Below are 16,994 nucleotides of genomic sequence, written 5' to 3' on the forward strand. Positions count from 1 at the left end.
GATGGGAGCACGGGGTTTGATCGCCAGCCGCAAAGGCTTGTTTGAGCTGGGCAAAACAAGCAGCGGCTGGAAGCTCGACTTGATCGGCTTTGAAGCAGATCCGGTCAGCATTGTGATGCACGACGCGCGTGACGACAGCCTGTATGCCGCGCTGAATCTGGGCCACTTCGGCGTCAAACTGCATCGCCGCAATGCGCAAGGGGAGTGGCAGGAAATCGCCACCCCGGCCTATCCGCCGCAAGAGCACAGACCAGAGGGCGAAGTGGAATGGAAGTTGAAGCAGATTTTCAGCATGGCGCCGGGCGGCGCGCCCGGCGAGCTGTGGGCCGGCACCATGCCTGGCGGGCTGTTTCACTCTCTCGACCATGGGCAGAACTGGCGCCTGGTGGAAAGTTTATGGAACCATCCTTTGCGGCGCGAATGGTTTGGCGGCGGCACGGAAGTGCCGGCAATGCATGCGATTTGCGTCGATCCGCGCGACAGCCGCCGCTTGCTGCTGGGCATTTCCTGCGGCGGCGCCTGGCGCAGTGATGATGGCGGAGAAAGCTGGCGTGTCAGCGCACGCGGCATGCGCGCCGACTATATGCCGCCGCAACAGGCTGAAGTCGAACATGTGCAAGATCCGCATATGATCAAGCAATGCCGCGCACAGCCTGACGCCTTCTGGTGCCAGCACCATAATGGCATTTGGCGCTCGATAGATGACGCCCAAACCTGGCAACAAATTCATCCACATCATTCCAGCGGCGAAAAAATCTCTGATTTCGGCTTTGCCGTCGCAGTCCACCCTGCGAACCCGGATTGCGCCTGGTTTGCGCCGGCGATTGCTGATATGCGCCGCATTCCGCCGGATGCCGCGCTTTCGGTCAGCCGTACGCGTGATGGCGGACGCAGCTTTGAGAGTTTGCGCCTCGGCCTGCCGCAAGAGCATTGCTATGACTTGATTTACCGTCATGGCTTGGCGGTGGCCGATGATGGAGAAACATTATTGATGGGTTCCACCACAGGCGGGCTGTGGCTGAGCGAAGATGGCGGCGACACATGGCAATCCATCAGCCATACGCTGCCGCCAATTTATGCAGTGGATTTTTACCGCAGCCGCCCTTGATCGGCCAGCTTCGGTAGAATAGCCGTTTTGCTTCAAAAGAATGCTCTTCCATGCAAGATCTGATAATTAACCTGGCGCCGACCGGCATGGTGCCTACCCGTGCGCAAACGCCGCATGTTCCCCTGAGTCCGGCCGAGATCGCGCAAGATGTCGCACGCTGCGCCGCACTCGGCGTCAGCATGGCGCACTTGCATGCGCGCGATGCGGACGGCAATCCGAGCAGCGATCCTGCCCTGTTTGCCGAGATTATTTGCCGCGTGCGCGAAAAAACGCCGGATATGATCGTGATCAGCACCACCAGTGGACGGCAGGAGGGCAGCGTGGAAAAGCGCGCCGCCAGTCTGTATCTGGAGGGGCAAGCTAAACCAGATATGGCCAGCCTGACGTTGGCCTCCATGAATTTCGCCAACAGCGCCAGCGTGAATGCGCCGCAAACAGTGCAAACCCTGGCGCGCATCATGCATGAGCGCGGCATCAAACCTGAATTGGAAGTATTTGATTTGGGAATGGTGAACTACGCCAAGGTATTGATCGATAAAGGTCTGCTGCAAGCGCCGTTTTATTTCAATATTCTGTTAGGCAGCCCTGCTACCGCGCAAGCCAGTTTGTTGCACTTGGCCGCGATTGTCGCCGATCTGCCGCCACAGTCCATCTGGTCCGTGGCGGGGATCGGACGCTTTCAATTGCGCGCCAATGGTCTGGGCGCTGTCATGGCGGATGGGGTCAGAGTCGGGTTGGAAGATAATTTGTGGCTGGATGATGCGCGCCAGCACCTTGCCACCAATCTGCAGATGGTGCAACGCGCCGTGGCGCAAGCACATGCGATGGGACGTGGCGTGGCCAGCTGCGCGGAAGTGCGCCGCCGCTTGAACCTGGAGCGCGCAGTATGAGCGCACAGCGCCTGGTGATTTTCGGCCTGAGCAATATTTTGTCCGATTTATTCGATTGCGCTTTGGCCAATGGCTTGCAGTTGGCCAAGGTGGTGCAACATTTACCTCATGAGGATGGGGAACGCGATGTGCCGCTGGCGCAGCGATTACAAGCGCTGTCGCGTCTGTGTCAGCCGCCCTCGCTGCAAACGCTTGATGAATTTCAACCGGAAGCAGGTGAGGTGTATATGCTTGGCCCGACCACACCGGAGCGCGCCACACTGGCTGAGTTATTAAAGCAGCGCTTTGATTTGCGTTTTCACACCCTGGTGCATCCCAGCGCTTATGTCTCCCCTTTAGCGCAACTTGGCGAAGGCGTTTTCATCGGCGCCAACAGTGTGATTGGGCCTGGAGTTGCGCTGGCGGAACATGTATTTGTTAACCGTGGCGTGACGGTGGGACATGACACCCGTATCGGGCCATATTCGCGTTTGCAACCCGGCTCCAATCTGGGCGGCTTATCGATTTTGGGGCGTGGCGTGACGGTGGCGATAGGCGCCACCTTGTTGGAGCGCCTGCGCATTGGCGATTACGCCTTCATTGGCGCCGGTGCGGTCGCCACCAGCGATGTCGAAGCGCAAACGCTGGTGTTAGGAATTCCCGCTAAATTCAAGAAAAAACTGGATCAGGATTGAACCGCCTTCAAGCGCGTTTGCGCATGCGTGCGCGCTTGCTCCATCGCCAATTTCAAGGCTGAACTGGCGGAAGCCAGGTCATATTGTTGGAAGTACATCACTTTTTGCTGACGCCCGGCTTGCTCCCGCGCTGAGCTATCCCGCAGCCAGGTTGCCAATTGCGCAAAATAGGCGTCCAGATCTTTGTGTGCATATTGTTGCAATTTTTTGCCACCATCGCCGCCAGCCAACGCCAGCACCGGCAAACCATTACCCATCGCTTCCAGGACGCTGAAGCCGCCGCCCATGCGAGCCGGATTCACATAGATATCGCAACAGGCGTAAATCCCGCCCAGATTTTCTTGATGCGGCAAAAGTCGAACTTGTCCCTCGGGCGCATGCGCCAGTGCTGGCGGCGTTTGGCTGTCATCTCCGACCAAGAGCAAAATCAAATCAGGATGTTGCTGCAGCATGTGCAGCATACGTTGCGCCCACTCGCCCTGAATTTCCTGCGCCAGCCGGTAGCCGGCAATTACCAGCACAGTCGCTTGCGGCGGCAAACCCAACATATCGCGGCTGCATGCTTGCACAGGATTCAAGCGGATACGCCATGGGTAGTGAAACGCCGGGCCAAGTTTGAAATCATCGCCCCACAAGCCCAAAACTTTACCGGAAAGGCGTGAATCTGCGCTCAACCATGTGTCGCAACTGGCGATCGGCGCTGTGGCATGTGTCGCCAGGGCCAAACATGGGCGAAAGTTGTACATCCATTCTTGCAATGGCGAGTACATGCCAACCATAAACACCAGATCCGGATCGTAGTGCACCAGGTTTTCTGTCATGTTGGCAAAACGGCGCAATAAGCCTAAGCGCCGGTTGCCGATGTGCAGCGGCAACGACTGTGGCAAAACTTGCGACCATTCACTCAACTCTCCGACCGCCACCGTGCAATCTTCTCCATTACCCAGCAATTGCGGCATATGCGGCACCAGCATTTCCTGGCAACAGAATAATTCCACTTGCATGCCCATTTCCATCAACATCGCCACATGCTGCAACATTAAGCGGGTTGGCGCATGATGCAGAGAACCAAGATGGGAGGTTAACACCGCAACTTTCTTTATTTCCCCGGGGATACGCCTTGTTGGTTGCTGGCTTGCTGCTTGTTGCAGCATACCGGCCATTCTCGCAATCAACGCCGGGATCATGCATTTTTGCATCGCACTTACGAAAGCCGCCATATCCGCATTACTTTCGAGCATACGCGCCCAGCACAAGGCGATAAATGCTTGTATGCGATCCAAATGTGGCGTCTGCAGCGCAAGCAAGGCCTGTCCCGCCAATTGATATTCTTCTGTACGCCGCAAAATCGAAGCACGCAGTGATTGATGTAAAAATGCGGGAATACCATGCTGCGGCACATTTTTCTGCAAAAGCTGCAGTACTTGTTCTTGCAGTTCCTGGCCGCAATTCGCCAGCAATGGCGCTAATTGATGCCAGACATAGGCGGCGCCGGGATCTGCTAACACCTGATCCAGCGCATCGCTCAGGTACACCAGTTGTAATTGGGATTCGTTATTCATCACGGAGTCAACGCAGCCAGCCACGGCGACGGAAATACAGTAACGGCGCAGCAGCGCTGACCGCCATCAAGGCCAATGCATAAGGATAGCCATAAGACCAATCCAATTCCGGAAACCAGGATTTGAAGTTCATACCGTAAATACTGGCGATCAGGGTTGGCGGCAGGAAGGCCACACTGGCTACTGAGAAAATTTTGATGATCTTATTCTGATTGATGTTAATAAAGCCGACCGTGGCATCCATCAAAAAGTTGATCTTATCGAACAGGAAAGAGGTGTGACCATCCAGCGATTCAATATCGCGCAAAATCTGGCGGGCTTCCTCAAACTGATCTGCTGACAGCAAACGTCCGCGCATCAAAAAGCTGACTGCGCGCCGGGTATCCATCATGTTACGACGGATGCGGCCATTCAAGTCTTCCTGACGCGCCATTTCATTCAACGCTTCGGCTGCATCCTGGTCAGAAAAATCTTTCTGCAACACACGCCGGCTGACGTCTTCAAGCGTCTCATACACACCTTCGAGCGAATCTGCAGAATATTCGGCATCTGTTGCATACAGATCCAGCAGCACATCCATATAATCATTGATCGAACCAGGCCGTGAGCGGGCACGCATACGCACCAGACGAAACACCGGCAAATCATCGTTGTGCACAGAGAACAACATATTACGGGCCAGAATGAATGCAACCGTCACCACACGGGACGGGCCGGCATCTTCTTCCAAGAGAAAATCTGTGCGCAAATGCAGGTCGCCATTCTCTGCTTCGTAGTAGCGGGCTGAAGCTTCAATGTCCTTCACTTCGTCTTCACCGGGCAAAATCACCCCGTAAATAGACTTCACCCAGGAACGCTCTTGATCATCAGGATCGGTCAAATCCACCCAAACCGGTTCCAATTGCTCCAGGTCGCTCAATTTATCAACATGAACCTGGTTCAATCGGCCGTTTTGTAGTACGAAGACATTGATCATTCTGGTTCCGCCTGGCGATGGTTTTGCCTAACCTTGCGAAACAAGACAGGCGAGGTGCTGAAGAAATATCCGCAACGCAGGATACGGTTTTGAGACAGCGCAAGTTTACTTTCAATGCCGCAAAGCAGCAAGCGCAACCCACGCCACGTTGCAAAGCACCAGCGCAAAGCAAAACGCCCCGACTTCATCAGAAATCGGGGCGTTCGCAGAATAAAAGCCTGACGATAACCTACTTTCACACTGGTTTCAGCACTATCATCGGCGCAAAATCGTTTCACGGTCCTGTTCGGGATGGGAAGGGGTGGTACCGACTTGCTATGGTCATCAGGCATGACTTGTCGTGTTTGCCGCTTTCGCAGCAAACGCAATCTGGGAGAAGTTTTTTCAACAATGCTTTATTTATACAGTTTCAATACTGGATTCAATCTTGAATTCGGGTTGTGTTGCGTTGTCTTGTTTCACACACTGACTTTAGCTGTGTCAGCCAAAGTTATAGGGACAAGCCTTACGGGCAATTAGTATTGGTTAGCTTAACGCATTACTGCGCTTCCACACCCAACCTATCAACGTCCTGGTCTCGAACGACCCTTTAAGGAGCTCAAGGCTCCGGGAAATCTCATCTTGAGGCGAGTTTCCCGCTTAGATGCTTTCAGCGGTTATCTCTTCCGAATTTAGCTACCCGGCAATGCCACTGGCGTGACAACCGGTACACCAGAGATTCGTCCACTCCGGTCCTCTCGTACTAGGAGCAGGTCCTCTCAAATTTCCAACGCCCACGGCAGATAGGGACCAAACTGTCTCACGACGTTTTAAACCCAGCTCACGTACCACTTTAAATGGCGAACAGCCATACCCTTGGGACCGGCTACAGCCCCAGGATGTGATGAGCCGACATCGAGGTGCCAAACTCCCCCGTCGATATGAACTCTTGGGAGGAATCAGCCTGTTATCCCCAGAGTACCTTTTATCCGTTGAGCGATGGCCCTTCCATACAGAACCACCGGATCACTATGACCTACTTTCGTACCTGCTCGACTTGTGGGTCTCGCAGTTAAGCACGCTTTTGCCATTGCACTATTAGCACGATTTCCGACCGTACCTAGCGTACCTTCGTACTCCTCCGTTACCGTTTAGGAGGAGACCGCCCCAGTCAAACTGCCTACCATGCACTGTCCCCGACCCGGATTACGGGCCAAGGTTAGAACCTCAAACGAACCAGGGTGGTATTTCAAGGACGGCTCCACGTGTACTAGCGTCCACGCTTCAAAGCCTCCCACCTATCCTACACAGATTGGTTCAAAGTCCAATGCAAAGCTACAGTAAAGGTTCATGGGGTCTTTCCGTCTAGCCGCGGGTAGATTGCATCATCACAAACATTTCAACTTCGCTGAGTCTCGGGAGGAGACAGTGTGGCCATCGTTACGCCATTCGTGCAGGTCGGAACTTACCCGACAAGGAATTTCGCTACCTTAGGACCGTTATAGTTACGGCCGCCGTTTACTGGGACTTCAATCAAGAGCTTGCACCCCATCATTTAATCTTCCAGCACCGGGCAGGCGTCACACCCTATACGTCCACTTTCGTGTTTGCAGAGTGCTGTGTTTTTATTAAACAGTCGCAGCCACCAGTTTATTGCAACCCTTTCGTCCTTCTGGCGCTGGCCAGTCAAACTACTTGGGCGTACCTTATCCCGAAGTTACGGTACCAATTTGCCGAGTTCCTTCTCCCGAGTTCTCTCAAGCGCCTTAGAATACTCATCTCGTCCACCTGTGTCGGTTTGCGGTACGGTCTCGTATGACTGAAGCTTAGAGGCTTTTCTTGGAACCACTTCCGATTGCTTCGCGAATAAATTCGCTCGTCCCATGCCCTTGAATTACGCTGCCGGATTTGCCTGACAGCCTTCTTTGACACAGGAACCGGGACTTCCAACACCCGGACAACCTTCCGCGATCCGTCCCCCCATCGCATCATACGACGGTGCAGGAATATTAACCTGCTTCCCATCAGCTACGCATCTCTGCCTCGCCTTAGGGGCCGACTCACCCTGCCCCGATGAACGTTGGACAGGAAACCTTGGACTTACGGCGAGCGGGCTTTTCACCCGCTTTATCGCTACTCATGTCAGCATTCGCACTTCTGATACCTCCAGCAGCCTTTACAAGCCACCTTCGCAGGCTTACAGAACGCTCTCCTACCATGCATATTGCTATGCATCCGCAGCTTCGGTATATTGCTTAGCCCCGTTACATCTTCCGCGCAGGACGACTCGATCAGTGAGCTATTACGCTTTCTTTAAATGGTGGCTGCTTCTAAGCCAACATCCTGACTGTTTTAGCCTTCCCACTTCGTTTTCCACTTAGCAATATTTGGGGACCTTAGCTGGCGGTCTGGGTTGTTTCCCTCTTGACACCGGACGTTAGCACCCGATGTCTGTCTCCCGAGGACGCACTCTGCGGTATTCGGAGTTTGCAATGGTTTGGTAAGTCGCGATGACCCCCTAGCCATAACAGTGCTCTACCCCCGCAGGTGTAATCTCGAGGCACTACCTAAATAGTTTTCGGAGAGAACCAGCTATTTCCAGATTTGTTTAGCCTTTCACCCCTATCCACAGCTCATCCCCTAGTTTTTCAACACTAGTGGGTTCGGTCCTCCAGTGCGTGTTACCGCACCTTCAACCTGGCCATGGATAGATCATCTGGTTTCGGGTCTACACCCAGCGACTGTCGCCCTATTCGGACTCGATTTCTCTTCGGCTCCCCTATCTGGTTAACCTTGCCACTGAATGTAAGTCGCTGACCCATTATACAAAAGGTACGCAGTCACCCTTGCGGGCTCCTACTGTTTGTATGCACACGGTTTCAGGATCTATTTCACTCCCCTCCCGGGGTTCTTTTCGCCTTTCCCTCACGGTACTGGTTCACTATCGGTCGATTACGAGTATTTAGCCTTGGAGGATGGTCCCCCCATCTTCAGACAGGATTTCACGTGTCCCGCCCTACTTATCGCAAGCTTAGTACCATGCATCGTATTTCGCGTACGGGGCTATCACCCGCTATGGCTGCACTTTCCAGAGCATTCCACTATACGTTGCATTATCACTTGCAGGCTCTTCCCATTTCGCTCGCCACTACTTTGGGAATCTCGGTTGATTTCTTTTCCTGCAGCTACTTAGATGTTTCAGTTCGCCGCGTTCGCTTCATATGCCTATGTATTCAGCATAAGATGACCTATAAGGCCGGGTTTCCCCATTCGGAAATCTGCGGATCAATGTGTGTTTGCTCACTCCCCGCAGCTTATCGCAAGCTACTACGTCCTTCATCGCCTGTAATCGCCAAGGCATCCACCATGTGCACTTAGTCACTTGTCCCTATAACTTTGGCCCCTTGAGTAGTAAAGGGAGCAAAGCCGGACAGTGTGTTTTTCGTTCGGACATCTTTTGATGTCGAAACGTTTAGACAACTACAATCACAACCCTTCAAACATATTCGACTTGCGTCGCATATGCTTGCATTGTTGTTTTACTTCTTCCAGATTGTTAAAGATCGAAACAGCTTTCGGTCGCTAAAAGACCTTGTATGCATTCAATATCTGAACGCATACAAGGTGTTTCAGCAGGTTATGGTGGAGGCTAACGGGATCGAACCGATGACCCCCTGCTTGCAAAGCAGGTGCTCTCCCAGCTGAGCTAAGCCCCCCATGTGGCTTTTTTGTATTGATCTTGTTTCTAAAAATTATCTGGCTTCGCCAGTGATTTTTATCTGATCAATCCAAACAAAAGTAGGTTTGTACTTTTGTTTGATAACCTGGTGGGTCTGGTAGGGCTCGAACCTACGCCCCCCGCGTTATCAACACGGTGCTCTAACCAGCTGAGCTACAGACCCGCTCTAGTAAACCGATGACTGCTCTTTTTTCAACAGTCGATAAGTGTGAGCATTTGATGCATGCTGACTCTAGAAAGGAGGTGATCCAGCCGCACCTTCCGATACGGCTACCTTGTTACGACTTCACCCCAGTCACGAATCCTACCGTGGTAAGCGCCCTCCTTGCGGTTAAGCTACCTACTTCTGGTAAAACCCGCTCCCATGGTGTGACGGGCGGTGTGTACAAGACCCGGGAACGTATTCACCGCGACATGCTGATCCGCGATTACTAGCGATTCCAACTTCATGGAGTCGAGTTGCAGACTCCAATCCGGACTACGATACACTTTCTGGGATTAGCTCCCCCTCGCGGGTTGGCGGCCCTCTGTATGTACCATTGTATGACGTGTGAAGCCCTACCCATAAGGGCCATGAGGACTTGACGTCATCCCCACCTTCCTCCGGTTTGTCACCGGCAGTCTCATTAGAGTGCCCTTTCGTAGCAACTAATGACAAGGGTTGCGCTCGTTGCGGGACTTAACCCAACATCTCACGACACGAGCTGACGACAGCCATGCAGCACCTGTGTTCCAGTTCTCTTTCGAGCACTCCCCGATCTCTCAGGGATTCTGAACATGTCAAGGGTAGGTAAGGTTTTTCGCGTTGCATCGAATTAATCCACATCATCCACCGCTTGTGCGGGTCCCCGTCAATTCCTTTGAGTTTTAATCTTGCGACCGTACTCCCCAGGCGGTCTACTTCACGCGTTAGCTGCGTTACCAAGTCAATTAAGACCCGACAACTAGTAGACATCGTTTAGGGCGTGGACTACCAGGGTATCTAATCCTGTTTGCTCCCCACGCTTTCGTGCATGAGCGTCAGTCTTAGCCCAGGGGGCTGCCTTCGCCATCGGTATTCCTCCACATCTCTACGCATTTCACTGCTACACGTGGAATTCTACCCCCCTCTGCCAGACTCCAGCTATGCAGTCTCCAACGCCATTCCCAGGTTGAGCCCGGGGATTTCACGTCAGACTTACATAACCGCCTGCGCACGCTTTACGCCCAGTAATTCCGATTAACGCTTGCACCCTACGTATTACCGCGGCTGCTGGCACGTAGTTAGCCGGTGCTTATTCTGCAGGTACCGTCATCAGCGCTGGATATTAGCCAGCGCCTTTTCTTTCCTGCCAAAAGTGCTTTACAACCCGAGGGCCTTCTTCACACACGCGGCATTGCTGGATCAGGGTTTCCCCCATTGTCCAAAATTCCCCACTGCTGCCTCCCGTAGGAGTCTGGGCCGTGTCTCAGTCCCAGTGTGGCTGGTCGTCCTCTCAGACCAGCTACTGATCGTCGCCTTGGTGAGCTTTTACCTCACCAACTAGCTAATCAGATATCGGCCGCTCCACGAGCATGAGGCCTTGCGGTCCCCCACTTTCATCCGTAGATCGTATGCGGTATTAGCGTAACTTTCGCTACGTTATCCCCCACTCAAGGGTACGTTCCGATATTTTACTCACCCGTTCGCCACTCGCCGCCAGGATTGCTCCCGCGCTGCCGTTCGACTTGCATGTGTAAGGCATGCCGCCAGCGTTCAATCTGAGCCAGGATCAAACTCTTCAGTTCAATCTCTGTTTTGGCATTGCTGCCAGGTCGAATCTTTCGATTCTGGTCGCTCACTCAATTACTGACAGGTCACTCTTGCGAGTGTCCTTTGTATTTTTGTGAGCATTTGATAATTTGAGTATCGCTTTTTGCAAAGCGCGCATTTACCAAACGCCCACACTTATCGACTGTTTTATTTTTAAAGAGCTTCTGCCGCACTTTCGTGCTTGCCGCAAATCGTTTTGTTTGTCAGCAGCAGAGAAACGAGATTATGAAGTAATTTCATTTACCCGTCAAGTTTTTCTTCAGAACACGAATTTCGCTTTGTTTGCTTTCACGTCTTTGACGCTTCATGCACTGAAGAAAAAAGCGCCGGCGTCAGCCGGCGCTTTTCTCAGGATAAAAGCCTGACGATAACCTACTTTCACACTGGTTTCAGCACTATCATCGGCGCAAAATCGTTTCACGGTCCTGTTCGGGATGGGAAGGGGTGGTACCGACTTGCTATGGTCATCAGGCATGACTTGTCGTGTTTGCCGCTTTCGCAGCAAACGCAATCTGGGAGAAGTTTTTCAACAATGCTTTATTTATACAATTTGAATACTGGATTCAATCTTGAATTCGGGTTGTGTTGCGTTGTCTTGTTTCACACACTGACTTTAGCTGTGTCAGCCAAAGTTATAGGGACAAGCCTTACGGGCAATTAGTATTGGTTAGCTTAACGCATTACTGCGCTTCCACACCCAACCTATCAACGTCCTGGTCTCGAACGACCCTTTAAGGAGCTCAAGGCTCCGGGAAATCTCATCTTGAGGCGAGTTTCCCGCTTAGATGCTTTCAGCGGTTATCTCTTCCGAATTTAGCTACCCGGCAATGCCACTGGCGTGACAACCGGTACACCAGAGATTCGTCCACTCCGGTCCTCTCGTACTAGGAGCAGGTCCTCTCAAATTTCCAACGCCCACGGCAGATAGGGACCAAACTGTCTCACGACGTTTTAAACCCAGCTCACGTACCACTTTAAATGGCGAACAGCCATACCCTTGGGACCGGCTACAGCCCCAGGATGTGATGAGCCGACATCGAGGTGCCAAACTCCCCCGTCGATATGAACTCTTGGGAGGAATCAGCCTGTTATCCCCAGAGTACCTTTTATCCGTTGAGCGATGGCCCTTCCATACAGAACCACCGGATCACTATGACCTACTTTCGTACCTGCTCGACTTGTGGGTCTCGCAGTTAAGCACGCTTTTGCCATTGCACTATTAGCACGATTTCCGACCGTACCTAGCGTACCTTCGTACTCCTCCGTTACCGTTTAGGAGGAGACCGCCCCAGTCAAACTGCCTACCATGCACTGTCCCCGACCCGGATTACGGGCCAAGGTTAGAACCTCAAACGAACCAGGGTGGTATTTCAAGGACGGCTCCACGTGTACTAGCGTCCACGCTTCAAAGCCTCCCACCTATCCTACACAGATTGGTTCAAAGTCCAATGCAAAGCTACAGTAAAGGTTCATGGGGTCTTTCCGTCTAGCCGCGGGTAGATTGCATCATCACAAACATTTCAACTTCGCTGAGTCTCGGGAGGAGACAGTGTGGCCATCGTTACGCCATTCGTGCAGGTCGGAACTTACCCGACAAGGAATTTCGCTACCTTAGGACCGTTATAGTTACGGCCGCCGTTTACTGGGACTTCAATCAAGAGCTTGCACCCCATCATTTAATCTTCCAGCACCGGGCAGGCGTCACACCCTATACGTCCACTTTCGTGTTTGCAGAGTGCTGTGTTTTTATTAAACAGTCGCAGCCACCAGTTTATTGCAACCCTTTCGTCCTTCTGGCGCTGGCCAGTCAAACTACTTGGGCGTACCTTATCCCGAAGTTACGGTACCAATTTGCCGAGTTCCTTCTCCCGAGTTCTCTCAAGCGCCTTAGAATACTCATCTCGTCCACCTGTGTCGGTTTGCGGTACGGTCTCGTATGACTGAAGCTTAGAGGCTTTTCTTGGAACCACTTCCGATTGCTTCGCGAATAAATTCGCTCGTCCCATGCCCTTGAATTACGCTGCCGGATTTGCCTGACAGCCTTCTTTGACACAGGAACCGGGACTTCCAACACCCGGACAACCTTCCGCGATCCGTCCCCCCATCGCATCATACGACGGTGCAGGAATATTAACCTGCTTCCCATCAGCTACGCATCTCTGCCTCGCCTTAGGGGCCGACTCACCCTGCCCCGATGAACGTTGGACAGGAAACCTTGGACTTACGGCGAGCGGGCTTTTCACCCGCTTTATCGCTACTCATGTCAGCATTCGCACTTCTGATACCTCCAGCAGCCTTTACAAGCCACCTTCGCAGGCTTACAGAACGCTCTCCTACCATGCATATTGCTATGCATCCGCAGCTTCGGTATATTGCTTAGCCCCGTTACATCTTCCGCGCAGGACGACTCGATCAGTGAGCTATTACGCTTTCTTTAAATGGTGGCTGCTTCTAAGCCAACATCCTGACTGTTTTAGCCTTCCCACTTCGTTTTCCACTTAGCAATATTTGGGGACCTTAGCTGGCGGTCTGGGTTGTTTCCCTCTTGACACCGGACGTTAGCACCCGATGTCTGTCTCCCGAGGACGCACTCTGCGGTATTCGGAGTTTGCAATGGTTTGGTAAGTCGCGATGACCCCCTAGCCATAACAGTGCTCTACCCCCGCAGGTGTAATCTCGAGGCACTACCTAAATAGTTTTCGGAGAGAACCAGCTATTTCCAGATTTGTTTAGCCTTTCACCCCTATCCACAGCTCATCCCCTAGTTTTTCAACACTAGTGGGTTCGGTCCTCCAGTGCGTGTTACCGCACCTTCAACCTGGCCATGGATAGATCATCTGGTTTCGGGTCTACACCCAGCGACTGTCGCCCTATTCGGACTCGATTTCTCTTCGGCTCCCCTATCTGGTTAACCTTGCCACTGAATGTAAGTCGCTGACCCATTATACAAAAGGTACGCAGTCACCCTTGCGGGCTCCTACTGTTTGTATGCACACGGTTTCAGGATCTATTTCACTCCCCTCCCGGGGTTCTTTTCGCCTTTCCCTCACGGTACTGGTTCACTATCGGTCGATTACGAGTATTTAGCCTTGGAGGATGGTCCCCCCATCTTCAGACAGGATTTCACGTGTCCCGCCCTACTTATCGCAAGCTTAGTACCATGCATCGTATTTCGCGTACGGGGCTATCACCCGCTATGGCTGCACTTTCCAGAGCATTCCACTATACGTTGCATTATCACTTGCAGGCTCTTCCCATTTCGCTCGCCACTACTTTGGGAATCTCGGTTGATTTCTTTTCCTGCAGCTACTTAGATGTTTCAGTTCGCCGCGTTCGCTTCATATGCCTATGTATTCAGCATAAGATGACCTATAAGGCCGGGTTTCCCCATTCGGAAATCTGCGGATCAATGTGTGTTTGCTCACTCCCCGCAGCTTATCGCAAGCTACTACGTCCTTCATCGCCTGTAATCGCCAAGGCATCCACCATGTGCACTTAGTCACTTGTCCCTATAACTTTGGCCCCTTGAGTAGTAAAGGGAGCAAAGCCGGACAGTGTGTTTTTCGTTCGGACATCTTTTGATGTCGAAACGTTTAGACAACTACAATCACAACCCTTCAAACATATTCGACTTGCGTCGCATATGCTTGCATTGTTGTTTTACTTCTTCCAGATTGTTAAAGATCGAAACAGCTTTCGGTCGCTAAAAGACCTTGTATGGATTCAATTTGTGAACGCATACAAGGTATTTCAGCAGGTTATGGTGGAGGCTAACGGGATCGAACCGATGACCCCCTGCTTGCAAAGCAGGTGCTCTCCCAGCTGAGCTAAGCCCCCATGTCGGTGTGGCTTGTCGCTTTCTGATTGGTGGGTCTGGTAGGGCTCGAACCTACGACCCCCGCGTTATCAACACGGTGCTCTAACCAGCTGAGCTACAGACCCATCTGATTTGACAGTTTTCACTGTCGCCTCTTTTAAAACCGATGACTGCTCTTTTTTCAACAGTCGATAAGTGTGAGCATTTGATGCATGCTGACTCTAGAAAGGAGGTGATCCAGCCGCACCTTCCGATACGGCTACCTTGTTACGACTTCACCCCAGTCACGAATCCTACCGTGGTAAGCGCCCTCCTTGCGGTTAAGCTACCTACTTCTGGTAAAACCCGCTCCCATGGTGTGACGGGCGGTGTGTACAAGACCCGGGAACGTATTCACCGCGACATGCTGATCCGCGATTACTAGCGATTCCAACTTCATGGAGTCGAGTTGCAGACTCCAATCCGGACTACGATACACTTTCTGGGATTAGCTCCCCCTCGCGGGTTGGCGGCCCTCTGTATGTACCATTGTATGACGTGTGAAGCCCTACCCATAAGGGCCATGAGGACTTGACGTCATCCCCACCTTCCTCCGGTTTGTCACCGGCAGTCTCATTAGAGTGCCCTTTCGTAGCAACTAATGACAAGGGTTGCGCTCGTTGCGGGACTTAACCCAACATCTCACGACACGAGCTGACGACAGCCATGCAGCACCTGTGTTCCAGTTCTCTTTCGAGCACTCCCCGATCTCTCAGGGATTCTGAACATGTCAAGGGTAGGTAAGGTTTTTCGCGTTGCATCGAATTAATCCACATCATCCACCGCTTGTGCGGGTCCCCGTCAATTCCTTTGAGTTTTAATCTTGCGACCGTACTCCCCAGGCGGTCTACTTCACGCGTTAGCTGCGTTACCAAGTCAATTAAGACCCGACAACTAGTAGACATCGTTTAGGGCGTGGACTACCAGGGTATCTAATCCTGTTTGCTCCCCACGCTTTCGTGCATGAGCGTCAGTCTTAGCCCAGGGGGCTGCCTTCGCCATCGGTATTCCTCCACATCTCTACGCATTTCACTGCTACACGTGGAATTCTACCCCCCTCTGCCAGACTCCAGCTATGCAGTCTCCAACGCCATTCCCAGGTTGAGCCCGGGGATTTCACGTCAGACTTACATAACCGCCTGCGCACGCTTTACGCCCAGTAATTCCGATTAACGCTTGCACCCTACGTATTACCGCGGCTGCTGGCACGTAGTTAGCCGGTGCTTATTCTGCAGGTACCGTCATCAGCGCTGGATATTAGCCAGCGCCTTTTCTTTCCTGCCAAAAGTGCTTTACAACCCGAGGGCCTTCTTCACACACGCGGCATTGCTGGATCAGGGTTTCCCCCATTGTCCAAAATTCCCCACTGCTGCCTCCCGTAGGAGTCTGGGCCGTGTCTCAGTCCCAGTGTGGCTGGTCGTCCTCTCAGACCAGCTACTGATCGTCGCCTTGGTGAGCTTTTACCTCACCAACTAGCTAATCAGATATCGGCCGCTCCACGAGCATGAGGCCTTGCGGTCCCCCACTTTCATCCGTAGATCGTATGCGGTATTAGCGTAACTTTCGCTACGTTATCCCCCACTCAAGGGTACGTTCCGATATTTTACTCACCCGTTCGCCACTCGCCGCCAGGATTGCTCCCGCGCTGCCGTTCGACTTGCATGTGTAAGGCATGCCGCCAGCGTTCAATCTGAGCCAGGATCAAACTCTTCAGTTCAATCTCTGTTTTGGCATTGCTGCCAGGTCGAATCTTTCGATTCTGGTCGCTCACTCAATTACTGACAGGTCACTCTTGCGAGTGTCCTTTGTATTTTTGTGAGCATTTGATAATTTGAGTATCGCTTTTTGCAAAGCGCGCATTTACCAAACGCCCACACTTATCGACTGTTTTATTTTTAAAGAGCTTCTGCCGCACTTTCGTGCTTGCCGCAAATCGTTTTGTTTGTCAGCAGCAGAGAAACGAGATTATGAAGCAATTATTTATTGTCGTCAAGCGCATTCGCGAATTTCGTATTTCACACTGCGCTGCTTCTACGACATGGCTTCAAGTATTTCACTATCCGCCTGCGCCGCTTTCATGTCATCTTGCTGTCATGTGTGCGGCGAAGGCAGAACTATACCCAGTTTCTTGCCACATGGCAAGAAACTCATGATTCCTGGATTTCTGCTTGCCGCATTCCACTTCGGCAAGCTTTTGCGCTTCATTGCGCAGGAAGCATGGCGCAAGCCGATTGCATGACTTGCGTCCCGAAACGAGACATCATACGGTAAGTCCCGGCGCTTGCATAAATTTTCCGGAGGCCAGACCTCCATTCCCCCTGAAAATGCAGTTAATATGAAGGTTGCCAGACAACTGTTGACGCAGGCGTTTCTAAGGGGCTGCAGATTGACAGGATGGCGGTATGTCACAGGCTGGCA

7 protein-coding genes, 4 tRNA genes and 6 rRNA genes are annotated in these 16,994 nt (G+C 52.4%); 5 read left to right on the forward strand and 12 right to left on the reverse strand.

Going from position 1 to position 16,994, the window contains the following annotated elements; all coding sequences use genetic code 11:
- The first annotated feature begins 1 nt into the window (after nt 1).
- The 3 genes from V8J88_RS21910 to V8J88_RS21920 are packed head-to-tail and all read left to right on the forward strand — an operon-like array spanning nt 2 to nt 2,672.
- Complete coding sequence (locus V8J88_RS21910) at nt 2-1,108, forward strand: exo-alpha-sialidase (RefSeq protein ID WP_338846400.1); 1,107 nt, start codon at nt 2-4, stop codon at nt 1,106-1,108.
- Between the two features lie 50 nt (nt 1,109-1,158).
- The gene (locus V8J88_RS21915; protein WP_338846401.1) at nt 1,159-1,998 is read left to right on the forward strand and encodes a 3-keto-5-aminohexanoate cleavage protein; all 840 of its coding nucleotides are present in this window, start codon (nt 1,159-1,161) and stop codon (nt 1,996-1,998) included.
- Nucleotides 1,995-2,672 carry an acetyltransferase gene (locus V8J88_RS21920; protein WP_338846402.1) on the forward strand — a complete coding sequence of 226 codons (678 nt, stop codon included), beginning with the start codon at nt 1,995-1,997 and terminating at the stop codon, nt 2,670-2,672. The genes V8J88_RS21915 and V8J88_RS21920 overlap by 4 nt, the downstream gene beginning before the upstream one ends.
- Here the strand turns inward: V8J88_RS21920 and V8J88_RS21925 are convergent.
- From V8J88_RS21925 to V8J88_RS21955, 7 genes are all read right to left on the reverse strand, one after another.
- Nucleotides 2,663-4,234, reverse strand: a complete 1,572-nt coding sequence (locus V8J88_RS21925; protein WP_338846403.1) for a glycosyltransferase — start codon at nt 4,232-4,234, stop codon at nt 2,663-2,665. The genes V8J88_RS21920 and V8J88_RS21925 overlap by 10 nt on opposite strands.
- A 7-nt stretch (nt 4,235-4,241) precedes the next feature.
- A complete protein-coding gene (gene corA / locus V8J88_RS21930; protein WP_338846404.1) occupies nt 4,242-5,210 on the reverse strand; it encodes a magnesium/cobalt transporter CorA in 969 nt (322 codons plus the stop codon).
- Nucleotides 5,211-5,426: 216 nt separating this feature from the next.
- Nucleotides 5,427-5,539: ribosomal RNA gene (rrf, locus tag V8J88_RS21935) — 5S ribosomal RNA — on the reverse strand.
- A gap of 165 nt (nt 5,540-5,704) precedes the next feature.
- Nucleotides 5,705-8,577: ribosomal RNA gene (locus tag V8J88_RS21940) — 23S ribosomal RNA — on the reverse strand.
- Between the two features lie 252 nt (nt 8,578-8,829).
- Nucleotides 8,830-8,905 (reverse strand) — tRNA-Ala (locus V8J88_RS21945).
- A gap of 109 nt (nt 8,906-9,014) precedes the next feature.
- Nucleotides 9,015-9,091 (reverse strand) — tRNA-Ile (locus tag V8J88_RS21950).
- A gap of 73 nt (nt 9,092-9,164) precedes the next feature.
- A 16S ribosomal RNA gene (locus tag V8J88_RS21955) occupies nt 9,165-10,695 on the reverse strand.
- Nucleotides 10,696-10,809: 114 nt separating this feature from the next.
- On the opposite strand from V8J88_RS21955, the gene V8J88_RS21960 reads away from it, so the two are divergent.
- A complete protein-coding gene (locus V8J88_RS21960) occupies nt 10,810-11,085 on the forward strand; it encodes a hypothetical protein (RefSeq protein WP_338845255.1) in 276 nt (91 codons plus the stop codon).
- Here the strand turns inward: V8J88_RS21960 and rrf (V8J88_RS21965) are convergent.
- The 5 genes from rrf (V8J88_RS21965) to V8J88_RS21985 form a co-directional block, all read right to left on the reverse strand.
- A 5S ribosomal RNA gene (gene rrf, locus V8J88_RS21965) occupies nt 11,080-11,192 on the reverse strand. The genes V8J88_RS21960 and rrf (V8J88_RS21965) overlap by 6 nt on opposite strands.
- 164 nt (nt 11,193-11,356) lie before the next feature.
- Nucleotides 11,357-14,229 (reverse strand): 23S ribosomal RNA (locus V8J88_RS21970).
- Between the two features lie 252 nt (nt 14,230-14,481).
- Nucleotides 14,482-14,557 (reverse strand) — tRNA-Ala (locus tag V8J88_RS21975).
- Between the two features lie 28 nt (nt 14,558-14,585).
- Nucleotides 14,586-14,662 (reverse strand) — tRNA-Ile (locus V8J88_RS21980).
- Between the two features lie 100 nt (nt 14,663-14,762).
- Nucleotides 14,763-16,293: ribosomal RNA gene (locus V8J88_RS21985) — 16S ribosomal RNA — on the reverse strand.
- The 16S, 23S and 5S rRNA genes sit together here with 4 tRNA genes alongside, the layout of an rRNA operon.
- Before the next feature lie 114 nt (nt 16,294-16,407).
- On the opposite strand from V8J88_RS21985, the gene V8J88_RS21990 reads away from it, so the two are divergent.
- Nucleotides 16,408-16,815, forward strand: a complete 408-nt coding sequence (locus V8J88_RS21990) for a hypothetical protein (RefSeq protein WP_338846405.1) — start codon at nt 16,408-16,410, stop codon at nt 16,813-16,815.
- Nucleotides 16,816-16,994: the final 179 nt, after the last annotated feature.

The sequence above is a fragment of the Massilia sp. W12 genome (genome assembly GCF_037300705.1).
Taxonomy (GTDB): domain Bacteria; phylum Pseudomonadota; class Gammaproteobacteria; order Burkholderiales; family Burkholderiaceae_D; genus JACPVY01.

Bases quoted from the DNA above. Each gene is read 5' to 3' on its own strand.
- V8J88_RS21920 (WP_338846402.1), top strand. From the start codon at position 1,995: ATGAGCGCACAGCGCCTGGTGATTTTCGGCCTGAGCAATATTTTGTCC.
- V8J88_RS21915 (WP_338846401.1), top strand. From the start codon at position 1,159: ATGCAAGATCTGATAATTAACCTGGCGCCGACCGGCATGGTGCCTACC.
- corA (WP_338846404.1), bottom strand. From the start codon at position 5,210: ATGATCAATGTCTTCGTACTACAAAACGGCCGATTGAACCAGGTTCAT.
- V8J88_RS21910 (WP_338846400.1), top strand. From the start codon at position 2: ATGGGAGCACGGGGTTTGATCGCCAGCCGCAAAGGCTTGTTTGAGCTG.
- V8J88_RS21925 (WP_338846403.1), bottom strand. From the start codon at position 4,234: ATGAATAACGAATCCCAATTACAACTGGTGTACCTGAGCGATGCGCTG.